Origin of the sequence: Brevibacterium renqingii (assembly GCF_017808105.1) — a bacterium.
Lineage (GTDB): Bacteria > Actinomycetota > Actinomycetes > Actinomycetales > Brevibacteriaceae > Brevibacterium > Brevibacterium renqingii.
The window spans coordinates 167,533-183,343 of the sequence record NZ_JADBHF010000005.1 but is presented as its reverse complement, the minus strand read 5'-3'; the positions used below and the strand labels follow the sequence as shown (position 1 = coordinate 183,343).

The 15,811-nt window shown below is 65.7% G+C and carries 13 protein-coding genes; 5 read left to right on the top strand and 8 right to left on the bottom strand.

Annotated elements, in window-relative coordinates:
• Window positions 1–61: 61 nt before the first annotated feature.
• Window positions 62–613, bottom strand: coding sequence for a gamma carbonic anhydrase family protein (locus tag IHE57_RS07105; protein WP_209325281.1), 552 nt, complete (start codon window positions 611–613; stop codon window positions 62–64).
• A gap of 262 nt (window positions 614–875) precedes the next feature.
• Between IHE57_RS07105 and IHE57_RS07100 the strand changes: the two genes are divergently transcribed.
• Window positions 876–1,124: a WhiB family transcriptional regulator gene (locus tag IHE57_RS07100; RefSeq protein WP_009374875.1), complete on the top strand. Its 249-nt coding sequence runs from the start codon at window positions 876–878 to the stop codon at window positions 1,122–1,124.
• A gap of 118 nt (window positions 1,125–1,242) precedes the next feature.
• Here IHE57_RS07100 and IHE57_RS07095 read toward each other — a convergent pair whose 3' ends face one another.
• Both IHE57_RS07095 and IHE57_RS07090 read right to left on the bottom strand, forming a co-directional pair.
• Window positions 1,243–2,757 (bottom strand): sensor histidine kinase, encoded by a 1,515-nt coding sequence (locus IHE57_RS07095; RefSeq protein ID WP_209325282.1) that lies wholly within the window; start codon window positions 2,755–2,757, stop codon window positions 1,243–1,245.
• Window positions 2,758–2,881: 124 nt separating this feature from the next.
• On the bottom strand, window positions 2,882–7,762 hold the full coding sequence (locus IHE57_RS07090; protein ID WP_366933883.1) for an NAD-glutamate dehydrogenase: 4,881 nt from the start codon (window positions 7,760–7,762) through the stop codon (window positions 2,882–2,884).
• A gap of 140 nt (window positions 7,763–7,902) precedes the next feature.
• Between IHE57_RS07090 and IHE57_RS07085 the strand changes: the two genes are divergently transcribed.
• Window positions 7,903–8,367 (top strand): DUF2505 family protein, encoded by a 465-nt coding sequence (locus IHE57_RS07085; RefSeq protein ID WP_209372020.1) that lies wholly within the window; start codon window positions 7,903–7,905, stop codon window positions 8,365–8,367.
• An 87-nt stretch (window positions 8,368–8,454) separates the two neighbouring features.
• On the opposite strand, the gene IHE57_RS07080 is transcribed toward IHE57_RS07085, so the two are convergent.
• The 3 genes from IHE57_RS07080 to IHE57_RS07070 are packed head-to-tail and all read right to left on the bottom strand — an operon-like array spanning window position 8,455 to window position 10,827.
• Window positions 8,455–8,919 (bottom strand): DUF6912 family protein, encoded by a 465-nt coding sequence (locus IHE57_RS07080; protein ID WP_209372018.1) that lies wholly within the window; start codon window positions 8,917–8,919, stop codon window positions 8,455–8,457.
• A gap of 10 nt (window positions 8,920–8,929) precedes the next feature.
• A complete protein-coding gene (locus tag IHE57_RS07075) occupies window positions 8,930–10,180 on the bottom strand; it encodes a CpaE/TadZ family protein (protein ID WP_209372016.1) in 1,251 nt (416 codons plus the stop codon).
• A complete protein-coding gene (locus IHE57_RS07070) occupies window positions 10,180–10,827 on the bottom strand; it encodes an SAF domain-containing protein (RefSeq protein WP_209372014.1) in 648 nt (215 codons plus the stop codon). Before IHE57_RS07070 ends, IHE57_RS07075 begins: the two co-directional genes overlap by 1 nt.
• A 141-nt stretch (window positions 10,828–10,968) precedes the next feature.
• Between IHE57_RS07070 and IHE57_RS07065 the strand changes: the two genes are divergently transcribed.
• Window positions 10,969–11,190: a helix-turn-helix domain-containing protein gene (locus IHE57_RS07065; RefSeq protein WP_181275627.1), complete on the top strand. Its 222-nt coding sequence runs from the start codon at window positions 10,969–10,971 to the stop codon at window positions 11,188–11,190.
• Between the two features lie 37 nt (window positions 11,191–11,227).
• Here the strand turns inward: IHE57_RS07065 and IHE57_RS07060 are convergent, their stop codons facing one another.
• Entirely contained in the window at window positions 11,228–11,743 is a 516-nt protein-coding gene (locus IHE57_RS07060) for a hypothetical protein (protein ID WP_209372012.1), read from the bottom strand.
• 149 nt (window positions 11,744–11,892) lie between these two features.
• On the opposite strand from IHE57_RS07060, the gene IHE57_RS07055 reads away from it, so the two are divergent.
• Together IHE57_RS07055 and IHE57_RS07050 are read left to right on the top strand one after the other, a co-directional pair.
• Window positions 11,893–12,609, top strand: a complete 717-nt coding sequence (locus tag IHE57_RS07055; protein ID WP_209372010.1) for a LysM peptidoglycan-binding domain-containing protein — start codon at window positions 11,893–11,895, stop codon at window positions 12,607–12,609.
• A 101-nt stretch (window positions 12,610–12,710) separates the two neighbouring features.
• The gene (locus IHE57_RS07050) at window positions 12,711–13,094 is read left to right on the top strand and encodes an Rv3235 family protein (protein WP_209372008.1); all 384 of its coding nucleotides are present in this window, start codon (window positions 12,711–12,713) and stop codon (window positions 13,092–13,094) included.
• Between the two features lie 18 nt (window positions 13,095–13,112).
• Here IHE57_RS07050 and secA read toward each other — a convergent pair whose 3' ends face one another.
• Window positions 13,113–15,803, bottom strand: coding sequence for a preprotein translocase subunit SecA (gene secA / locus IHE57_RS07045; protein WP_209372005.1), 2,691 nt, complete (start codon window positions 15,801–15,803; stop codon window positions 13,113–13,115).
• Window positions 15,804–15,811 lie beyond the last annotated feature (8 nt).

Sequence of the window (15,811 nt, the reverse complement as noted above, 5' to 3'; positions counted from 1 at the left end):
ACGATCTGCGGCTCGGCCGCTGCGGGCCGGGTTGCCGCCGCAGGCCCCCGGACCGCTGTGATCAGGACTCGTCGACGACCTCGGCGGTGTCCTTGTGCAGGGTCGACAGATGCACGTACGACTGGGCGTTCTGTCGGACCTTCTCCACACCGTCCTCGGTCATCTCCCTCCTCACTTTCGCCGGCACCCCGGCGACGAGGGAGCGGGCGGGGATCTGCGTGCCCTCGAGGACGACGGCGCCGGCTGCGATCAGGGACTCGCTGCCGATATGGGCGTCGTTGAGCACTGTCGAGTGCATTCCGATGAGCACATCGTCGTCGACCACAGCCCCGTGGACGAGGGCCTGGTGGCCGATCGAGACACGATCGCCGATGACCACGGGCTTGCCCGCGTCGGTGTGCATCACGGTGTTGTCCTGGACGTTCGAATCCTCACCGATCGTGATCGGTGCGGCCTCGGCCCGCAGCACGCAGCCGTAGAAGATGCCGGCTCCCCTCTTCACATGCACGTCCCCGACGAGAGTCGCACCGGCGGCGACGAAGGCGCCGGGGTCGATCCGGGGTGTGTGGCCGCCGACGGAGACGATGCGGGGGCGGTCGAGATCGTTGGTCATGTGTCCTCCATTGGTTCACAGATTGTCTGCTTTCGCCTGCCAGTCTAGGCAGAGTGCTGGCACAGGGAGCGGAAGGACGCATATCGGACAGATTTGCACGATCGCCCGCGTAGCAGGACAATAGGGAAAATATTTGTCAGAAATTTCACACTGCCGGACCCTTGTGCGCCCAATTGCGTTGTGTGAACCTTGGTTGAGAGAGTTGCGCGCCTGGAATTCGGGCGCGGTCAACCGCGTTCACTGAATTCGTCGAAAGGTCACCATGGATTGGCGACACCGTGCAGCATGCCTCAATGAGGATCCGGAGCTCTTCTTCCCGATCGGCAACACCGGGCCTGCCCTGCTTCAGATCGAGGAGGCGAAGACCGTCTGTCGCCGCTGCGAAGTAGCAGAGACCTGCCTGCAATGGGCCCTGGAATCCGGACAGGATGCAGGAGTCTGGGGCGGTCTGAGCGAGGACGAGCGTCGGGCGCTGAAGCGTCGCGCCGCTCGTGCCCGCCGCGCCGGCTGAACCGTCGGTCGCAGCGTCGGCATCGTCCCGACCTCCGCACACTGCCTGAGTCCCCTGTCCGAGCGACGGAACACCGTCGCCCGGGCAGGGGACTCAGTCATATCCGCAACGACGGCGTTCAGTCGTACGAGTCCGGGCGCAGCGGGACGTCGAGGATGGCGATGGTCCCTCCTCCTTCGCGTGCCTGCCACTGGATCGATCCGGCCAGGTCGGCAGAGACCAGTGTTCTGACGATCTGAGTGCCCAGGCCGTTTCCCGGATTCTGAGTCTCCCCGAGTCCGACTCCGTCATCGGCGATCGTCACCTGCAGATGGTCGCCCTGCCGCTCGGGCGTCACCCACACGTGCCCGTTGAGTGTCTCCCCCGGCGCGAGATCCTCCTGCTGCTCCGCAGGGAAGCCGTGTTCGATGGCGTTCGTGATCAGCTCCGTGATCGCCAGAGCCAATGAGGTGGCATCGGCCGAGGAGATCGCACCGAAGCTGCCGCACCGTTTGAGTTCGATGTGCACGAGCGGACTCGTCAGCTCCGGCGTCAAACGCAGCCCCTTGTCGACGACTTCGTCGAAATCGACTTCGGATTCGACACCCTGGCTGAGCACGTCGTGCACCACGGCGATGATGGACACACGACGCATCGCCTCGGTCAGCGCGCTCTTGGCATCGGGACTGTCGATCCTGCGGGTCTGCAGCCGCAGCAGCGCGGACACGGTCTGCAGGTTGTTCTTCACCCGATGGTGCATCTCCTTGATCATCGCGTCGCGGGAGAGCAGCTCGCGTTTGCGTCGTCGGATCTCCGAGACATCGCGCGCCAGGACGATGGCGCCGATCCTCTCCCCGTCATCCGTCAGCGGAATCGCCCGCAGGGAGATGCTGGTGCGCCCGACCTCGAGCTCGGTGCGCCAAGGGGCGCGCCCGGTGAGCACCAGAGGCAGAGTCTCGTCGACCTGCCGCAGCTCGGCACCGAGACTCGACACCACCTCGGCGAGGTAGCTGCCTTCGATCTCCCCACCGTGGCCGAGCCGGTGCATGAGGGACACGGCGTTCGGAGAGGCGTACTGGACATGCGAATCACGGTCGAGGATGAAGATGCCGTCGCCGACTCGGGGGTCTCCGTGACGGGCGCCGCTCGGGGCCTCACGGTCGGGGAAGGTGCCCTGGACGATCATCCTCATCAGCGCCATGGCGGTCTCGCGATAGTACTTCTCCAGACGGGAGGAGCTGCGACGGCGGACTTCCTCGGAATAGCGGATGACGGTCGCGATCGCCTCCCCGTGCCGAACGATCGGGACCGCCTCGGCGAGGATGTCGACATCGGCCGATCCCGCACTCACCCCCAGCTCGCCGGCCGCTGCCACGCGGGTGACATAGGTCCGGGAATCCGTGGCCGCATCGAGCAGCTCCTTCTCCAAGCCGGTCGCCCGGGCCCCGATGAGGTCCCGGTTGAACAGCGTCGCCCCCGTCGTCGACCGCGCATGGGCGACGACCGTGTAGGCGCCGCTGGGCGAAGGGACCCAGAGAACGAGGTCGGCGAACGAGAGATCGGCGAGCAGCTGCCAGTCCGCGACGAGCAGATGGATGTGTTCGACGTCCGACTCATCCGTGAGGCCCTCGGCAGCCAGCAGTTCGTTGAGCACGATTCGTTCCTCCCAGGTGAGATCAGCAGACCCGGGTCCGGCCCGGGTCTGCTGATATGTCGATGATCAGACGCTATCACCGATCATCGGCCGTCCGTCCATCCCACAGCGGCCGAGGCACGGTTCAGGCGCTGTGTTCGCTCTCCCACGCCGAGGACCGGACCATCGACCGCAGTGAGCGCAGGAGCACCGACAGGGGGGCCTGGGTCACGGTGTCGAGCCCGAGGATCGTCTCCGTCGTCTCGATGACACGGCTCACGACCGTCTCATTGCGGTCCAGCCATTCGGCCAGTCGCTGCTTGGCACGCGCGTCCGGGGTGCCGGAGATCGGCGAATCCGTGGCTTCGAGGACCGAACCGGCGACCGAGAGGATCGCGGAGTAGAAGTCGTCGCGCATGGATCCTCTGGCCAGAGCCGACCACCGATCGCTGCGGTCGAGGCCGCCGATGAGGCTGAGCACCTGCGAACCGGAGAAGCGTTCGTTGACGGCGTAGTAGACCTCGGCCACGTCCTCGGCGGATTCGTTCGACCGAGCCGCGAGCTGTGCGATGTCGAGCAGCACGAACTCATCGAGCAGCGCCGCCGCCCGCCAAGCCAGGTCCTCGGGCACACCGTCGTCGATGTAGCCCTGTGCCTTGGCCTGCATGGTTTCGGCATCGTAGCCGTCGACGAGCTCGGGCACCCGGGAGCGCAGCGCCTCGACGACCTTGCCGTAGGTCTCGATGCCCGAGTCGACGTCGAGGCTGTCAGGGGCTTGCTGCACGAGCCACCGCGACGAGCGGTCGAGCAGTCGCACATAATCGTGCTGGAGCTTCACCTGCACCTCGGTCGGCACCTTGTTGTCGAGATCGCAGACCGCATCGAAGTATTCGTCGAGGTCGAAGATCTCCGACACGACGACGAACACGCGCGCGATCTGCGGCACCGAGGCGGGTGTCTCCTCGAGCATCCGATAGACGTAGGTCAGGCCGCCGCGATCGACGAGCCGGTTGACGAGCTTCGCCGTAGCGATCTCCCGATGCAGAGGGTGTTCGGGGATGAGCTCGCCGTACTTCTCCTGCAGCGACTCGGGGAAGTAGGAGACGAGCTCCCTGCGCATCCAGGACTCATCGGGCACGGCACTGGCGAGGATCTCGTCGGCGGCGTGCATCTTGACATAGGCCAGCAGCACGGCCAGCTCGGGCGAGACATAGTAGCTGAACTCGCGTTTGGCCAGCTCGTCGGCGCTCGGGAGGTATTCGACGCCGCGGTCGAGGTCCGCGTGCTTCTCGAGGTAGCTCAGCATCCGTCCGTAAGTGCCCGACATCGATTCGGTCTGGGCACGCGCCTCTCCGAGGACGACGTTCTGGGAGTAGTTGTTCGACAGCACCCGGTCGGCGACCTGATCGGTGAAGGAGTGCAGCACCTCCTCCCGTTCCTCGGCGGCGAACGCTCCCTTGTGCAGCAGGGTGCGCAGGAGCAGTTTGATGTTGACCTCGTGGTCGGAGCTGTCGACACCCGCGGAGTTGTCCACCGCGTCGGTGTTGATCTCGACGCCCGTCAGGGCGGCCTCGACACGTCCCAACTGTGTGACGCCGAGGTTGCCGCCCTCTCCGATGACGCGTGCGCGCACATCGGCACCGTTGATCCGGATGGCGTCGTTGGACTTGTCCCCGACCTCCGCGTGGCTCTCCTGCGAGGACTTGATGTAGGTCCCGATTCCGCCGTTGTACAGAAGATCGACGGGAGCCTTGAGGATCTCCGACATCAGATCGGCTGGGCTGCGTCGACCGGGTTCGACTCCCAGCACCGAGGCGGCCTCCGGGCTGAGGTCGACCGACTTGGCCGAGCGGGAGAAGACTCCACCGCCAGCGGAGATGAGGTGCCGGTCGTAGTCCTGCCAGCTCGAGCGCGGCAGGTCGAACAGGCGCTTGCGTTCGATGAAGCTGCGTGCGGCGTCCGGGTTCGGGTCGAGGAAGATGTCCCGGTGGTCGAAGGCGGCGACGAGGCGGATGTGCTCACTGCGGAGCATGCCGTTGCCGAACACGTCACCGCTCATATCGCCGATGCCCACGACAGTGAAGTCCTCGGCGGCCGTGTCGAGGCCGAGTTCCCGGAAATGACGTTCGACGGACTTCCAGGCACCACGCGAGGTGATCGCCATCTTCTTGTGGTCGTAGCCGACCGAACCGCCGGAGGCGAAGGCATCGCCGAGCCAGAATCCCCGGCGCTGCGCGATCGCATTGGCCACATCGGAGAACCGTGCGGTCCCCTTGTCGGCGGCGACGACGAGATAATAGTCGTCACCATCGTGACGGACCACGCGGTCGGGGTGGACGACGACGCTGGAGTCATCGCTGCCGTAGGTGAGGTCGTCCGAGACCTCGAGCATGCTTTCGATGAACACCTCGTAGGCGGACTGCCCGGCGGCCATCCATGCATCCCGGTCGCTCATCGGAGGCAGCTGCTTGGGGAAGAAGCCGCCCTTGGCGCCGGTGGGCACGATCAGCGCGTTCTTGACCATCTGCGCCTTGACGAGGCCGAGGACCTCCGTGCGGAAATCGTCTCGACGGTCCGACCAGCGCAGGCCGCCGCGAGCCACGGTGCCGAAGCGCAGATGCACACCCTCGACCTGCGGCGAATAGACCCACATCTCGAGCGCCGGCTTCGGCTTCGGCACGAAGCTGAGCTCGGTGGGCCGGATCTTGAGCACGAGCGCCGTCGGCAGCTCACCTGTCTCGTCGATGTAGTAGTTCGTGCGCAGGGTGGCTCGCAGCAGCTCCAGAGACGACCGCAGTACGCGGTCGGCGTCGAGGCTGGCGACATCGCTCAGCGCGGCCTCGATGGACTCGTCGATCTCGGTCATCGCCGATTCGCGGCCGACATCGTCGACCTCGGGGTCGAACTTCGCGGTGAAGTAGTCGACGAGCAGCTTCGAGATCTCCGGACTGTCGCTGTAGACCTCGCCGACATAGGCGTCCGAGTAGGTGAAGCCGGCCTGGCGCAGGTACTTGCCCAGGGCGCGGATGATCGTCACATGCTGCCAGCTCAGACCGGTGACGACGAGGCGGTCGAAGACGCCGGCTTCCTTCTTGCCCTCCCAACCGGCCATGAAGGCGGCGGAGATGCGGTCGTAGTCGTCATCGGCGAGGTCTTCGGCGAAGCTGAGTCCGAAATCGTAGATGTAGCGATGGCTGCCATCGGCGAGGTCGAGTTCGTGCGGACGCTCATCGATGACGGTGGCGCCGAAGGCCGTGAGATAGGGCAGAACCTCGGACAGGCCGACCCTCTCATGGCGGTAGAGGACGAGGCGCACGGTCGCATCGCCCGAACGCTCGGGCCGGTAGAGGCGCACCGCGGAGCCGTCCCCGGCATCGAGGGCCTCGAAGCGGGCGACATCGGCGACCGCCTCGGCGGGAGTGTGATGCTCTTCGTAGCTGGGCGGGAAGGCCTTCGACCACAGAGCGGCACGAGCGTTCGTGGCACCGGCGTCGCCGACTCCGGACGGGGTGAGGAAGGCGTGGACGTCTTCCGCCCAGGAGCGGACAGCTCCGACGATGCGCTGTTCGACCTGCTCGGCGGCGATCTGCGGAAGCTGCCCGTCGCGGGCGACGCGGGCCACGAAGTGGACTCGGGCGAGCGCCGATTCGGTCAGCAGCACGTCGAAGTCGACGCTGGCGGCGTTGTAGTACTCGCGCAGCACCTCCTGTACGCGGACACGGGCGTCGGTGTCGTACAGGTCGCGCGGCAGGTAGAGGATCACGGAGACGAAGCGCTGATACGGATCGGTGCGGACGAAGACCCGCGATTCCCGGCGTTCCTGCATGTCGACGATCTGCATGACCACTTCGAAGATCGACTCGGCGTCCTCATGCAGCAGGTCGTCACGCGGGTAGGTCTCGAGCACGCCGAGGAGCTCGTTGGCCGAGTGCGAACCGGCGGGGAAGCCGCTGGCCGAGAGGATCCGGCGGACCTTCCGGTCGATGAGGGGGATGTTGAGGACGCTGTCGTTGTAGAACTCGGGCTTGAACAGCCCGACGAAGCGGCGTTCCCCGACGATCTCGCCGTTGGAGTCGAAGGTCTTCACGCCGATGTAGTCCATGAAGGAGGAGCGGATGACGCGCGAGCGGGAGTTCGCCTTCGTCAGCACCAGCACATGCGGTTCCAGGGCCTTATCGGCCACGGCACGGCTGAGCGGGGACTTCACCAGCGGCCGCAGAGCGGAGATGCCCAGGGAGGTGTTCTCGATCGGTTCGAGACTGCTGTGTTCGGCATCGTGGGTGTAGTCGTATTCTCGATAGCCGAGGAAGGTGAAGTGGCCGTCGAGCCAGCTGAGCAGCTCGGCGGCGGCTTCAGCCTCGGAGGCCAGTTCCGGCCGGGGCGCATGGGCGCCGAGTTCGGCCCCGATGTCCTTGGCCCTCTTCGCCATCGCGTGCGAATCCCGGGCGGCGGCCGCGACATAGTCGAGCACGTTGCGCAGCCGCTCCTCGAGCTCGCCGAAGTCCTCCTCGGGGATCCGGTCGATCTCGAGACGGATCCAGGACTGCTGCGAAGGCGCATCGGCCGAATCAGACTCGACGGGATCGGAGACCTGCGGGAGGCTCGCGGTATCGGCGCTCAGCGCCGGAGCCTCGGCCGGCGACATGATCGATTCGTCGGCGCCGGAACCGGTGACGGCGATGATCGGGTGGTGGACACGGCGGATGGCGCGGCCGTGCGTCGCGAGATCGCTGACGATCGAGGACACGAGATGCGGCATATCGGCGAGCACCATCGCCACGACTGTGTGGTTGTCGCGGAACTCCGGGGAGTCGACAGCCGGATTGTAGATGGCGATCGCCGGGGTCTCACCGTCGTATTCGGTGCCGAGGGCGAAGTGTCTGGCTGCCGCGGCGGCATAGGCTCTGGGGTCGATCTCACCCGATTCGAATCGCGGATAGTACGCGTCGAGGAAATTCTCGGGGGCACTCTGCCCTCTCAGCTTCCTCCACTCTTCTGCAACGTCCGAAATTGAGACCTGAGTCACTATGTCACCTCTATGATCAACGAGCACTACTCCTGCGATTCGTCCTCGAGCCGCTTCCCCCAGACTATGCCCAAATATCGAGAAAGGCACGCCGAGCGGCATGCCGTGGTGTACCGTTCATTCGCTGGCAGACTGGAACCATGCGAACTCTGACTCTCAATCATGACTACTCGGATGATCTGACGACATTTCTGGCGAAACTCGCCGATGTCGCCATCTGGGAGAAGCTCGGCTCGGACGCCAGCGCCGAACACATCGACCCTGACACGGAGATGACCGTACGCACGCCGATGCCCAAAGCCGAGCTCCCCTCGGCTCTGGCCGCCCGACTGCCGACAGAGACGGAGCTGGTCGAGGTGTACATGATTCCGGGAGACGTCCTCGGCGATGAGGCAGAGATCCGCATGAGCGCTCGCGCCGCCGGGGTCCCGGTCGAGATCGATGCGGTCATCGAACTGCACGAGGCTCAGTCGAGGACGAAGCTGACCGCGCATGCCGAGATCAGCTCGTCGATCCCGATGTTCGGCGCGATGATCGAACAGGCCGTGGTGCCGATCCTGGAGAAGCGCCTGAGTGAGCGACTCCGCCGTTTCGGGACCGTCTGAGACACGGCTCCGGCGCCGGAAGGCCGCCTGGAGACCGCCGGGAGGCCGCGCGGTCTCGTCCTCGCCCGGGCTCTCGAACTCTCGCTGTCAGTCGCGCTTCGCCAGCAGCTGGGGCAGTTCCGTGGCGTCGTACCACAGCAGGTCGGATTCGCCGAGGCGGTCCTCGGCCGCACTCGGACCGTGCTCCCGCGCCAGCTGCACCGCTTCGTCCCAGACGGTGTCCTCGTCGAGGTGGAAACTCGCCACCGCATTCATGTCGACCTGCTCGAGACCGAGGAGTTCGAATCCCTCGGTCAGCGATTCGCGCGGACTGGATTCGGGCGCGTCGTAGGCGACGACGACACGGGCTTCCGGCGCAGCTTCGCCTGTGGGCCGGTCGAACGCCGCATTCGCAGCGAGAAGCGCGGCGATGCTCATTGCGTCGAATTCGGCGGTTTCGGACTCCTCGCCGCGCAGGCTGCGGCCCTGCGCATCGGGCGCGACGGCTCGGACGTCGGCGAGTCCTGACCGCAGCGCAGTCAGAGTGGTCGGAATATAGCAGCGGATGGCCATGCCTTCCATCCTAGACCTGACGGGCTCGCCGTCTCGACGCTCGCGCGTTCCCTCTCCCCCGCCCTCCACGGTTCGGGCGGGCGCGTTTTCGGCTCGGCACCAGATCCTCGATCATTCCGGCGATGTCCTGGCCGAGTGCGGACCGGGGGTTCTGTTCGTGCAGGGTCCGGCCCGCGAGCATCGCCGCATCGGCGGTGGCCCGATCATCGCTGAGCATGAAGTCGGGGACGATGCGGACGAAGCGATCGAGGACCTCTCTGATCCGCACTTCTGCCGGCTGGCCGACCGCACCGGAGCGCACCTTCGTGATCACCAGCTTCATCTTCTCTCGCAGCGATTCGGCTCGCGGGGTGCCCAGAAGCTTCACCAGCCGCTGCAGTCCGATCGGCTCGCCGGCTGCGAGGACGAGGACGAGGTCGGCTGCCTCGAGCGCGGCTCTCGTCGCGCAGTGGCGATCATAGAAGGGGTCGGCGAGGTCGTCGTCGGGGTCGATGCGGTCGCTGACGTCGACGATGACGAGATCGTAGAGCTTCGCCAGACGGTGGAGTGCGGATTCGAGCACGGAGGCACGGATCTCCGGCCATCGTTCGGGCCTGGTCAGTCCGGTGACGACGTGGAAGTCGTCCCTGACGACGGCGTGAGGCACCGAATGCCGGTCGAGGTGCGAGGTCCTCTCGACGATCGCACGGCACAGGCTGGCCAGATGCGAGGACTCCTCCGTCAGTCCGAGGGTCGCCGCAACCATGCCCGCGACGGTGTCCGCATCGACGATGACGCTGCGATGCCCCTGCCGGGAAGCCTGGTCGGCGAGGTTGACCGCTGTGAGGGTCCGTCCCGGAGAGGACCCCGTGCCCCACACGGTGATGATGGTCCCCTGCCTGCCGATCGGGCCCGGCGGTGCCGCAGGCCGGGGCGGGACGACCGTGGAATCGCGCACGTCTTCGAGCGCAGTGGACAGCGTGGACGCATCGGCATCGGTGCGGACAGAGGCCGCGATGCCCAGAGCCGACAGCTCCTCCCCGTCATCGCCGAAGCCGAGCACCTTCGCACCGGTGGCCGAGATCGCTGCGACGACTTCGGAGTCGAGGCCCGGGAAGTAGCGGCCGACGATGACGACATCCGCACTGCCTGTGCGACAGTGGGCGAGCAGCTCCACTTCGTCGGCCGGGCGGGCGACGATGGTCACGTCATCGATGTCGCTGAGCAGCTCGAAGAGGATCAGGTCGAATTCGAAGTCGACGGCGAGGAGGACCTGGGTCATCACTGCTCGCCGCCGGCGGAGGTCACCGAGGGCGCGCCCACGACGGAGAGCATGCTGCGCCCGTCGAGCGCCGCGAGCACCTCCGCCAGATCTCCGGTGCCGACGAAGACCTCGACGCGGGCACCGTCGCCGACGCCGAAGCTGCCGACATCACGTGTGATGTGGGCGACCGGTGCGGAGTCGACGATCTGCTGCGGCTCGGCGCCGAGATCGTCGAGCCCGTTCTGCTCGGGCTGGGCCCACACATCGACGAGGCTGCCGGAATCGACGACGCTCGGCACGGATCCTGCGATGTCGATGGCCACGACCCGCCCCTCGCGCTCGGACAGCGGCGCCACGGTCGAGGCGGCCAGCAGCTCCCCTGCAGCGACGACGCTGCGCACGCTCGACCCCTCGGGCAGATCGGCCTCGGCCGAGAGGTACTTGCTGCCGAGGTCAGCGAGGTTGACCTCTGCCACGGTGAGATCGGCTGGTTCGAGGACTTCGCCGGGCACGAGCGCCCGCGCGCTCGCCCAGACCCGAGTCGTGGAATTCGCGGTGGTGATGAGCAGATAGGTCGCGACCACGGCGAGCACGACGAGCATCGCTCCCACCAGCAGCCGGGCATCGGTCCACTTGGGACGTCGGATTCGTTTCGAGAGCTCCATTGCATCTCCAGATCGGCAGAATTTTCCATGACAGAGAGTGGTTCTCAGTGATAGTATTGGGCATCAAATGATGCCAAAGCAATGTTTTTGGCAAACTCGATCAACAAGCAGACAGACATCTGGAATGGGAGAAGTCACCTCATGGTCGTCGAAAGCCGCTTCCTGCCACTGACCGATGTGGCCGAACTGCTCAATGTCTCGATCGCTCAGGCCCGCGCTCTCGTCCGCTCCGGCGATCTCCGGGCGATCAAGGTCGGAGGCCGCGGCCAGTGGCGCGTCGAGAAGTCCGAGATCGAGGCCTATATCCAGCGTATGTACGAGCGCACCGAGTATCAGATCAAGACGGGGTCCATCGAGGACTGACCCTCCCGGCACCCCTTGCTCGACTCTCATCTCGGAATCAGCCGAAGGGGTTGACTCGGGCGTGAACGGCACTGATCGCGGCGAAGGGAATGATCCGGCCCGCGATCTCGACATAGTCCGCGCCGACGAACTCGCAGCGCCCGCGGACCGGGCCGGATCTGCCGGGGACGTCGATGGAGACCTCCGCATGCTCGGCCGACAGCCGACGCAGCGCCGACCCCATACCCAGCCGTTCGAGCCCTCCGACTTCCATGCGATGTCTGCGTGAGGCCGTCCGCAGCCCGCAGATGCTCCCGATCGCGATGACCGAGGTCTCCGTCCCGGTGACGACGACGATGCCGCGGCCGAGGAACTCCGCCGTGCCGACCACTCCCCCGGCAGGAAGCGCCACCTGCACTGTCTGCCCGATCGCCCCGCGCAGACGCTCGAGCAGCGTCCGCTCGGCCGCCTGAGCCGCCACTTCGTCGCCGAGCTCGCCCCTTCTGGCATGCAGCTCCGCAGCCGTGCCGGCGGCTTCGACATCTGCCAGGAGTGCATCGATGCGGTCATCCATAATCGCCAAGCCTGCCCCAGCTGTAGTCGACTTTCAAGAGGCGAATCGGGCTGGAACCGAACTACAGCCGTGTAGTTGCAAAGCAGCCATTGACAGCAAACTGCACCCAACGTCATCATAGATTTATAAATCCAACGGAGGATGTCCAGATGTATCGTCTGCTTGTCTGCACCATCTCATGGCTGGTTCTGCTCGTATCTCTCGTGATCGCATGGACGCGCCTTCCTCAGCCTCGGACGACGAGCGATATCGTCGTCATCGTCGTCATCGCGGCGGCCGCCGTGGCCTTCGCACGTCTCGGCCTCGTCTCCCTCGTCGCACTGCTCCTGCGCATGCTTCCCTCAGGCCGTGTCCGCACGGCACTCGCTGTGTTCGCCGTTCGTGCGATGCCCCGACTTCTGGCTTCCAGCGTGCTCACCGTGGTCTCGGCGAGCCTCGTCGTCCAGGCAGCTCACGCGGTGCCGATGCGGGAAGGGCGAGCAGGGCCGATATCGCATCCGCCCGGCGCCGAGGCGATGGCCGCTGCCCCGATCGATCCCGGCTGGCCGACGGTGCAGCCGCCGCCCACCGAGGCGTCCGAGGACGAGGCACACACGACCGAGACCGACGAAACCGCGGGGCGAGATTCCGCGAACGCGGACGAGAAGCAGATGCGCGACCCCGCATGGCCGTCTCCCCAGGCACCTCGGCACGCTATCCACGAGGTCGCGGGCGGAGAGAGCCTATGGTCGATCGCGGCCGAATTCGCCGACGGTTCCGAGGACATTCCCGACCTCGTCGACGAGATCTATTCGGCGAACCGAGAGACGATCGGACCGGATCCGAGCCTCATCATCGCAGGCCATAGATTGGAGATACAGCCGTGACCGCCCCGCTCACTCTCAGCCGTCCGCAAGCACCCGCTCCGGTGCCCCGCCGGGAGACCGCAGCTCTGACTTCGCCGACGAGGCGAGGGGCGCACAGCTGCGTGCAGAGTCATGACCATGCCCGTGAGTCCGTCGCTGACCGCGAACGCATCGCGGCCACGGCCACCTCGCTGGCCGTCGCCTGCCTCGAGATCCTCTCCGGTGTCCGCCGGATCGACACGATCGCGCGCTGGGTCGACCCGGAGCTGCTGGCGAAGATCGATCACCGGGCCCAGCTGCGCGCCGAGGTCGCTCCGGCACGTCCGCCGAGCGATCTCAGTTCGCCTCGAGTGGTCCAGCCGGGCACCGCGCATGTCTGCCGGGTGAATGCGACGGTCGCCGAGGTCACGGTCATCGTGCGCACCCCGAATCGATTCCGGGCGGTGGCAGTCCGCTTGGAACTGCTCACCACCCGGTGGACGCTGACGGCGCTGCAGACGATGTGAGGCTCGAAGGCCTCGGGTTCAGCTCTTCGCTTTCTTCTTCGCCCGGCGCTGGGCTCGATTGCCCGGGGCCGGCTCCTCGTCCTCATCGGACTCGGAGACTGCGGAAGAGCCGTCCTCCGACGGTGCCGAGAGCTGCATCTTCGGTGTGGTATGACGCAGCTCGGCCGCGTCGATCTCGACCTCGGAATCCTCACCGGAGGCAGGCTCGGACGTGCTCACCTGCACCTTGAGGGTGTTCGTCAGGCGGACGACGTCCTCCTTGATTCCGTCCTGCATGGTGGTGAACATCTCGTAGCCCTCCCGCTGGTACTCCACCAGCGGATCGCGCTGCGCCATCGCGCGCAGCCCGATGCCGTTCTTCAGGTAGTCCATCTCATAGAGATGCTCACGCCAGCGCTTGTCGATGACGGAGAGCACGACGCGCCGTTCGAGCTCACGAGTGGCCTCCTCCCCGAGCTCCTCCTCACGCTGAGCGTAGAAGAGATCGAGGTCCGACTGGATCTCCTGATTCAGCCGATTCTTCGTCAGGTTGCCGAGCCCTCCGACTTCCTCGGCGAGGTCCTCGGAGGTGATCGAGGGTTCGTAGATCTTGCCCAGGGCGTCGAAGAGTTCGTCGACCTGCCAGTCCTCGACCGGGCCCGTCGTGGCCTGAGCGACATAGGCGTCGATGACCTCCTCGCGGAAGTTCGCGACCTGCTCCTCGAGGTCGGCGCCTTCGAGTACGCGCCGGCGCTCATCGTAGATGACGGTGCGCTGACGGTTGAGGACATCGTCGTACTTGAGGACGTTCTTGCGCTGTTCGGCATTGCGCTGCTCGATCTGCGACTGGGCCGAGAGGATGGCACGGGTGACCATCTTCGACTCCAGCGGAACATCGTCAGGCACGTTGGCCGTGGCCATGATCCGTTCCGCGGCACCCGAACCGAACAGGCGCATGAGGTCGTCGGTCAGCGACAGGTAGAACCGGGATTCGCCGGGGTCGCCCTGACGGCCGGAGCGCCCGCGCAGCTGGTTGTCGATGCGCCGGGACTCGTGACGTTCGGTGCCGAGGACGTAGAGACCGCCGAGTTCGACGACCTCTTCGGCTTCTTCCTTGACCTTGTCCTCGGCCGCTTTGAGCACGTCCGGCCATTCGGCCTCGTACTGCTCTTCGTTCTCGGCCGGGTCGAGTCCGCGCTTCTCCATCTCGGAGACCGCGAGGAACTCGGCGTTGCCGCCGAGCATGATGTCGGTGCCGCGACCGGCCATATTCGTGGCCACGGTGACCGCACCCTTGCGGCCGGCCATCGCCACGATCGACGCCTCACGCGCGTGGTTCTTCGCGTTGAGGACTTCGTGCCTGACACCGCGTTTGGCCAGATTCTTCGAGAGGTACTCGCTCTTCTCGACGCTCGTGGTTCCGACGAGGACGGGCTGTCCGGTCTCGTGGCGTTCGACGATATCGTCGACGACGGCAGCGAACTTCGCGACCTCGTTCTTGTAGACGAAGTCGGACTGGTCGACTCGCTGCATCGGCTTGTTCGTCGGGATCGGCACCACGCCGAGCTTGTAGGTGGACATGAACTCGGCGGCCTCGGTCTCAGCCGTGCCGGTCATTCCCGAGAGCTTCTCGTAGAGGCGGAAGAAGTTCTGCAGGGTGATCGTGGCCAGAGTCTGGTTCTCGGCCTGGACCTTCACGCCCTCCTTCGCCTCGATGGCCTGATGCAGGCCTTCGTTGTAGCGGCGGCCCTTGAGCACTCGGCCGGTGTGTTCGTCGACGATGAGGACCTCGCCGTCGAGAACGACATAGTCCTTGTCCTTCTTGAACAGCTCCTTGGCGCGGATGGCGTTGTTGAGGAAGCTGATGAGCGGAGTGTTCTCCGCATCGTAGAGGTTGCCGATGCCCAGGTAGTCCTCGACGCGTTCGATGCCCGGTTCGAGCACGCCGACGGTGCGCTTCTTCTCATCGACTTCGTAGTCGCGGTCGGTCTTGAGCCGTTTGACGACCTTGGCGAACTCGCCGTACCAGCGGTTCGCATCGCCTTCGGCCGGGCCGGAGATGATGAGTGGGGTGCGGGCCTCGTCGATGAGGATCGAGTCGACCTCGTCGACGATGGCGAAGGCGTGCCCGCGCTGCACGAGTTCGTCGGCCGACCAGGCCATGTTGTCGCGCAGGTAGTCGAAGCCGAATTCGTTGTTCGTGCCGTAGGTGATGTCCGCGGCGTACTGTTTGCGGCGCAGGTCCGAGGGCATGTTCGCCTGGATGCAGCCGGTCTCCATGCCGAGGAACCGGAACACTCGCCCCATCAGCTCGGACTGGTAGGTGGCCAGGTAGTCGTTGACCGTGATGATGTGAACCGGTTCTCCGGTCAGGGCGTTGAGGTAGGCCGGAGCCGTGGCCACCAGCGTCTTTCCCTCACCGGTCTTCATCTCCGCGATGTTGCCCAGGTGCAGGGCGGCGCCGCCCATGAGCTGAACGTCGAAATGGCGCAGGCCCAGGGTTCGGCTCGACGCCTCGCGCACGGTGGCGAAGGCCTCGGGAAGCAGGGAGTCGAGGCTCTCTCCGTCCTGATAGCGCTCCTTGAATCGACCGGTTTCCTCACGCAGCTCGGTGTCGGTCATCGCGCTGAATTCTTCGGAGAGCTGGTTGATGGCGTCCGTGTATCGGCGGAGCTTCTTCAGAGTTCTGCCTTCTCCGGTGCGCAGAAGCTTCTCGAGGAAATTAGCCACTTTTCTCC

Bases quoted from the DNA above. Each gene is read 5' to 3' on its own strand.
- IHE57_RS07105 (WP_209325281.1), bottom strand. From the start codon at position 613: ATGACCAACGATCTCGACCGCCCCCGCATCGTCTCCGTCGGCGGCCAC.
- IHE57_RS07100 (WP_009374875.1), top strand. From the start codon at position 876: ATGGATTGGCGACACCGTGCAGCATGCCTCAATGAGGATCCGGAGCTC.
- IHE57_RS07085 (WP_209372020.1), top strand. From the start codon at position 7,903: ATGCGAACTCTGACTCTCAATCATGACTACTCGGATGATCTGACGACA.
- IHE57_RS07080 (WP_209372018.1), bottom strand. From the start codon at position 8,919: ATGGCCATCCGCTGCTATATTCCGACCACTCTGACTGCGCTGCGGTCA.
- IHE57_RS07075 (WP_209372016.1), bottom strand. From the start codon at position 10,180: ATGACCCAGGTCCTCCTCGCCGTCGACTTCGAATTCGACCTGATCCTC.
- IHE57_RS07070 (WP_209372014.1), bottom strand. From the start codon at position 10,827: ATGGAGCTCTCGAAACGAATCCGACGTCCCAAGTGGACCGATGCCCGG.
- IHE57_RS07065 (WP_181275627.1), top strand. From the start codon at position 10,969: ATGGTCGTCGAAAGCCGCTTCCTGCCACTGACCGATGTGGCCGAACTG.
- IHE57_RS07060 (WP_209372012.1), bottom strand. From the start codon at position 11,743: ATGGATGACCGCATCGATGCACTCCTGGCAGATGTCGAAGCCGCCGGC.
- IHE57_RS07055 (WP_209372010.1), top strand. From the start codon at position 11,893: ATGTATCGTCTGCTTGTCTGCACCATCTCATGGCTGGTTCTGCTCGTA.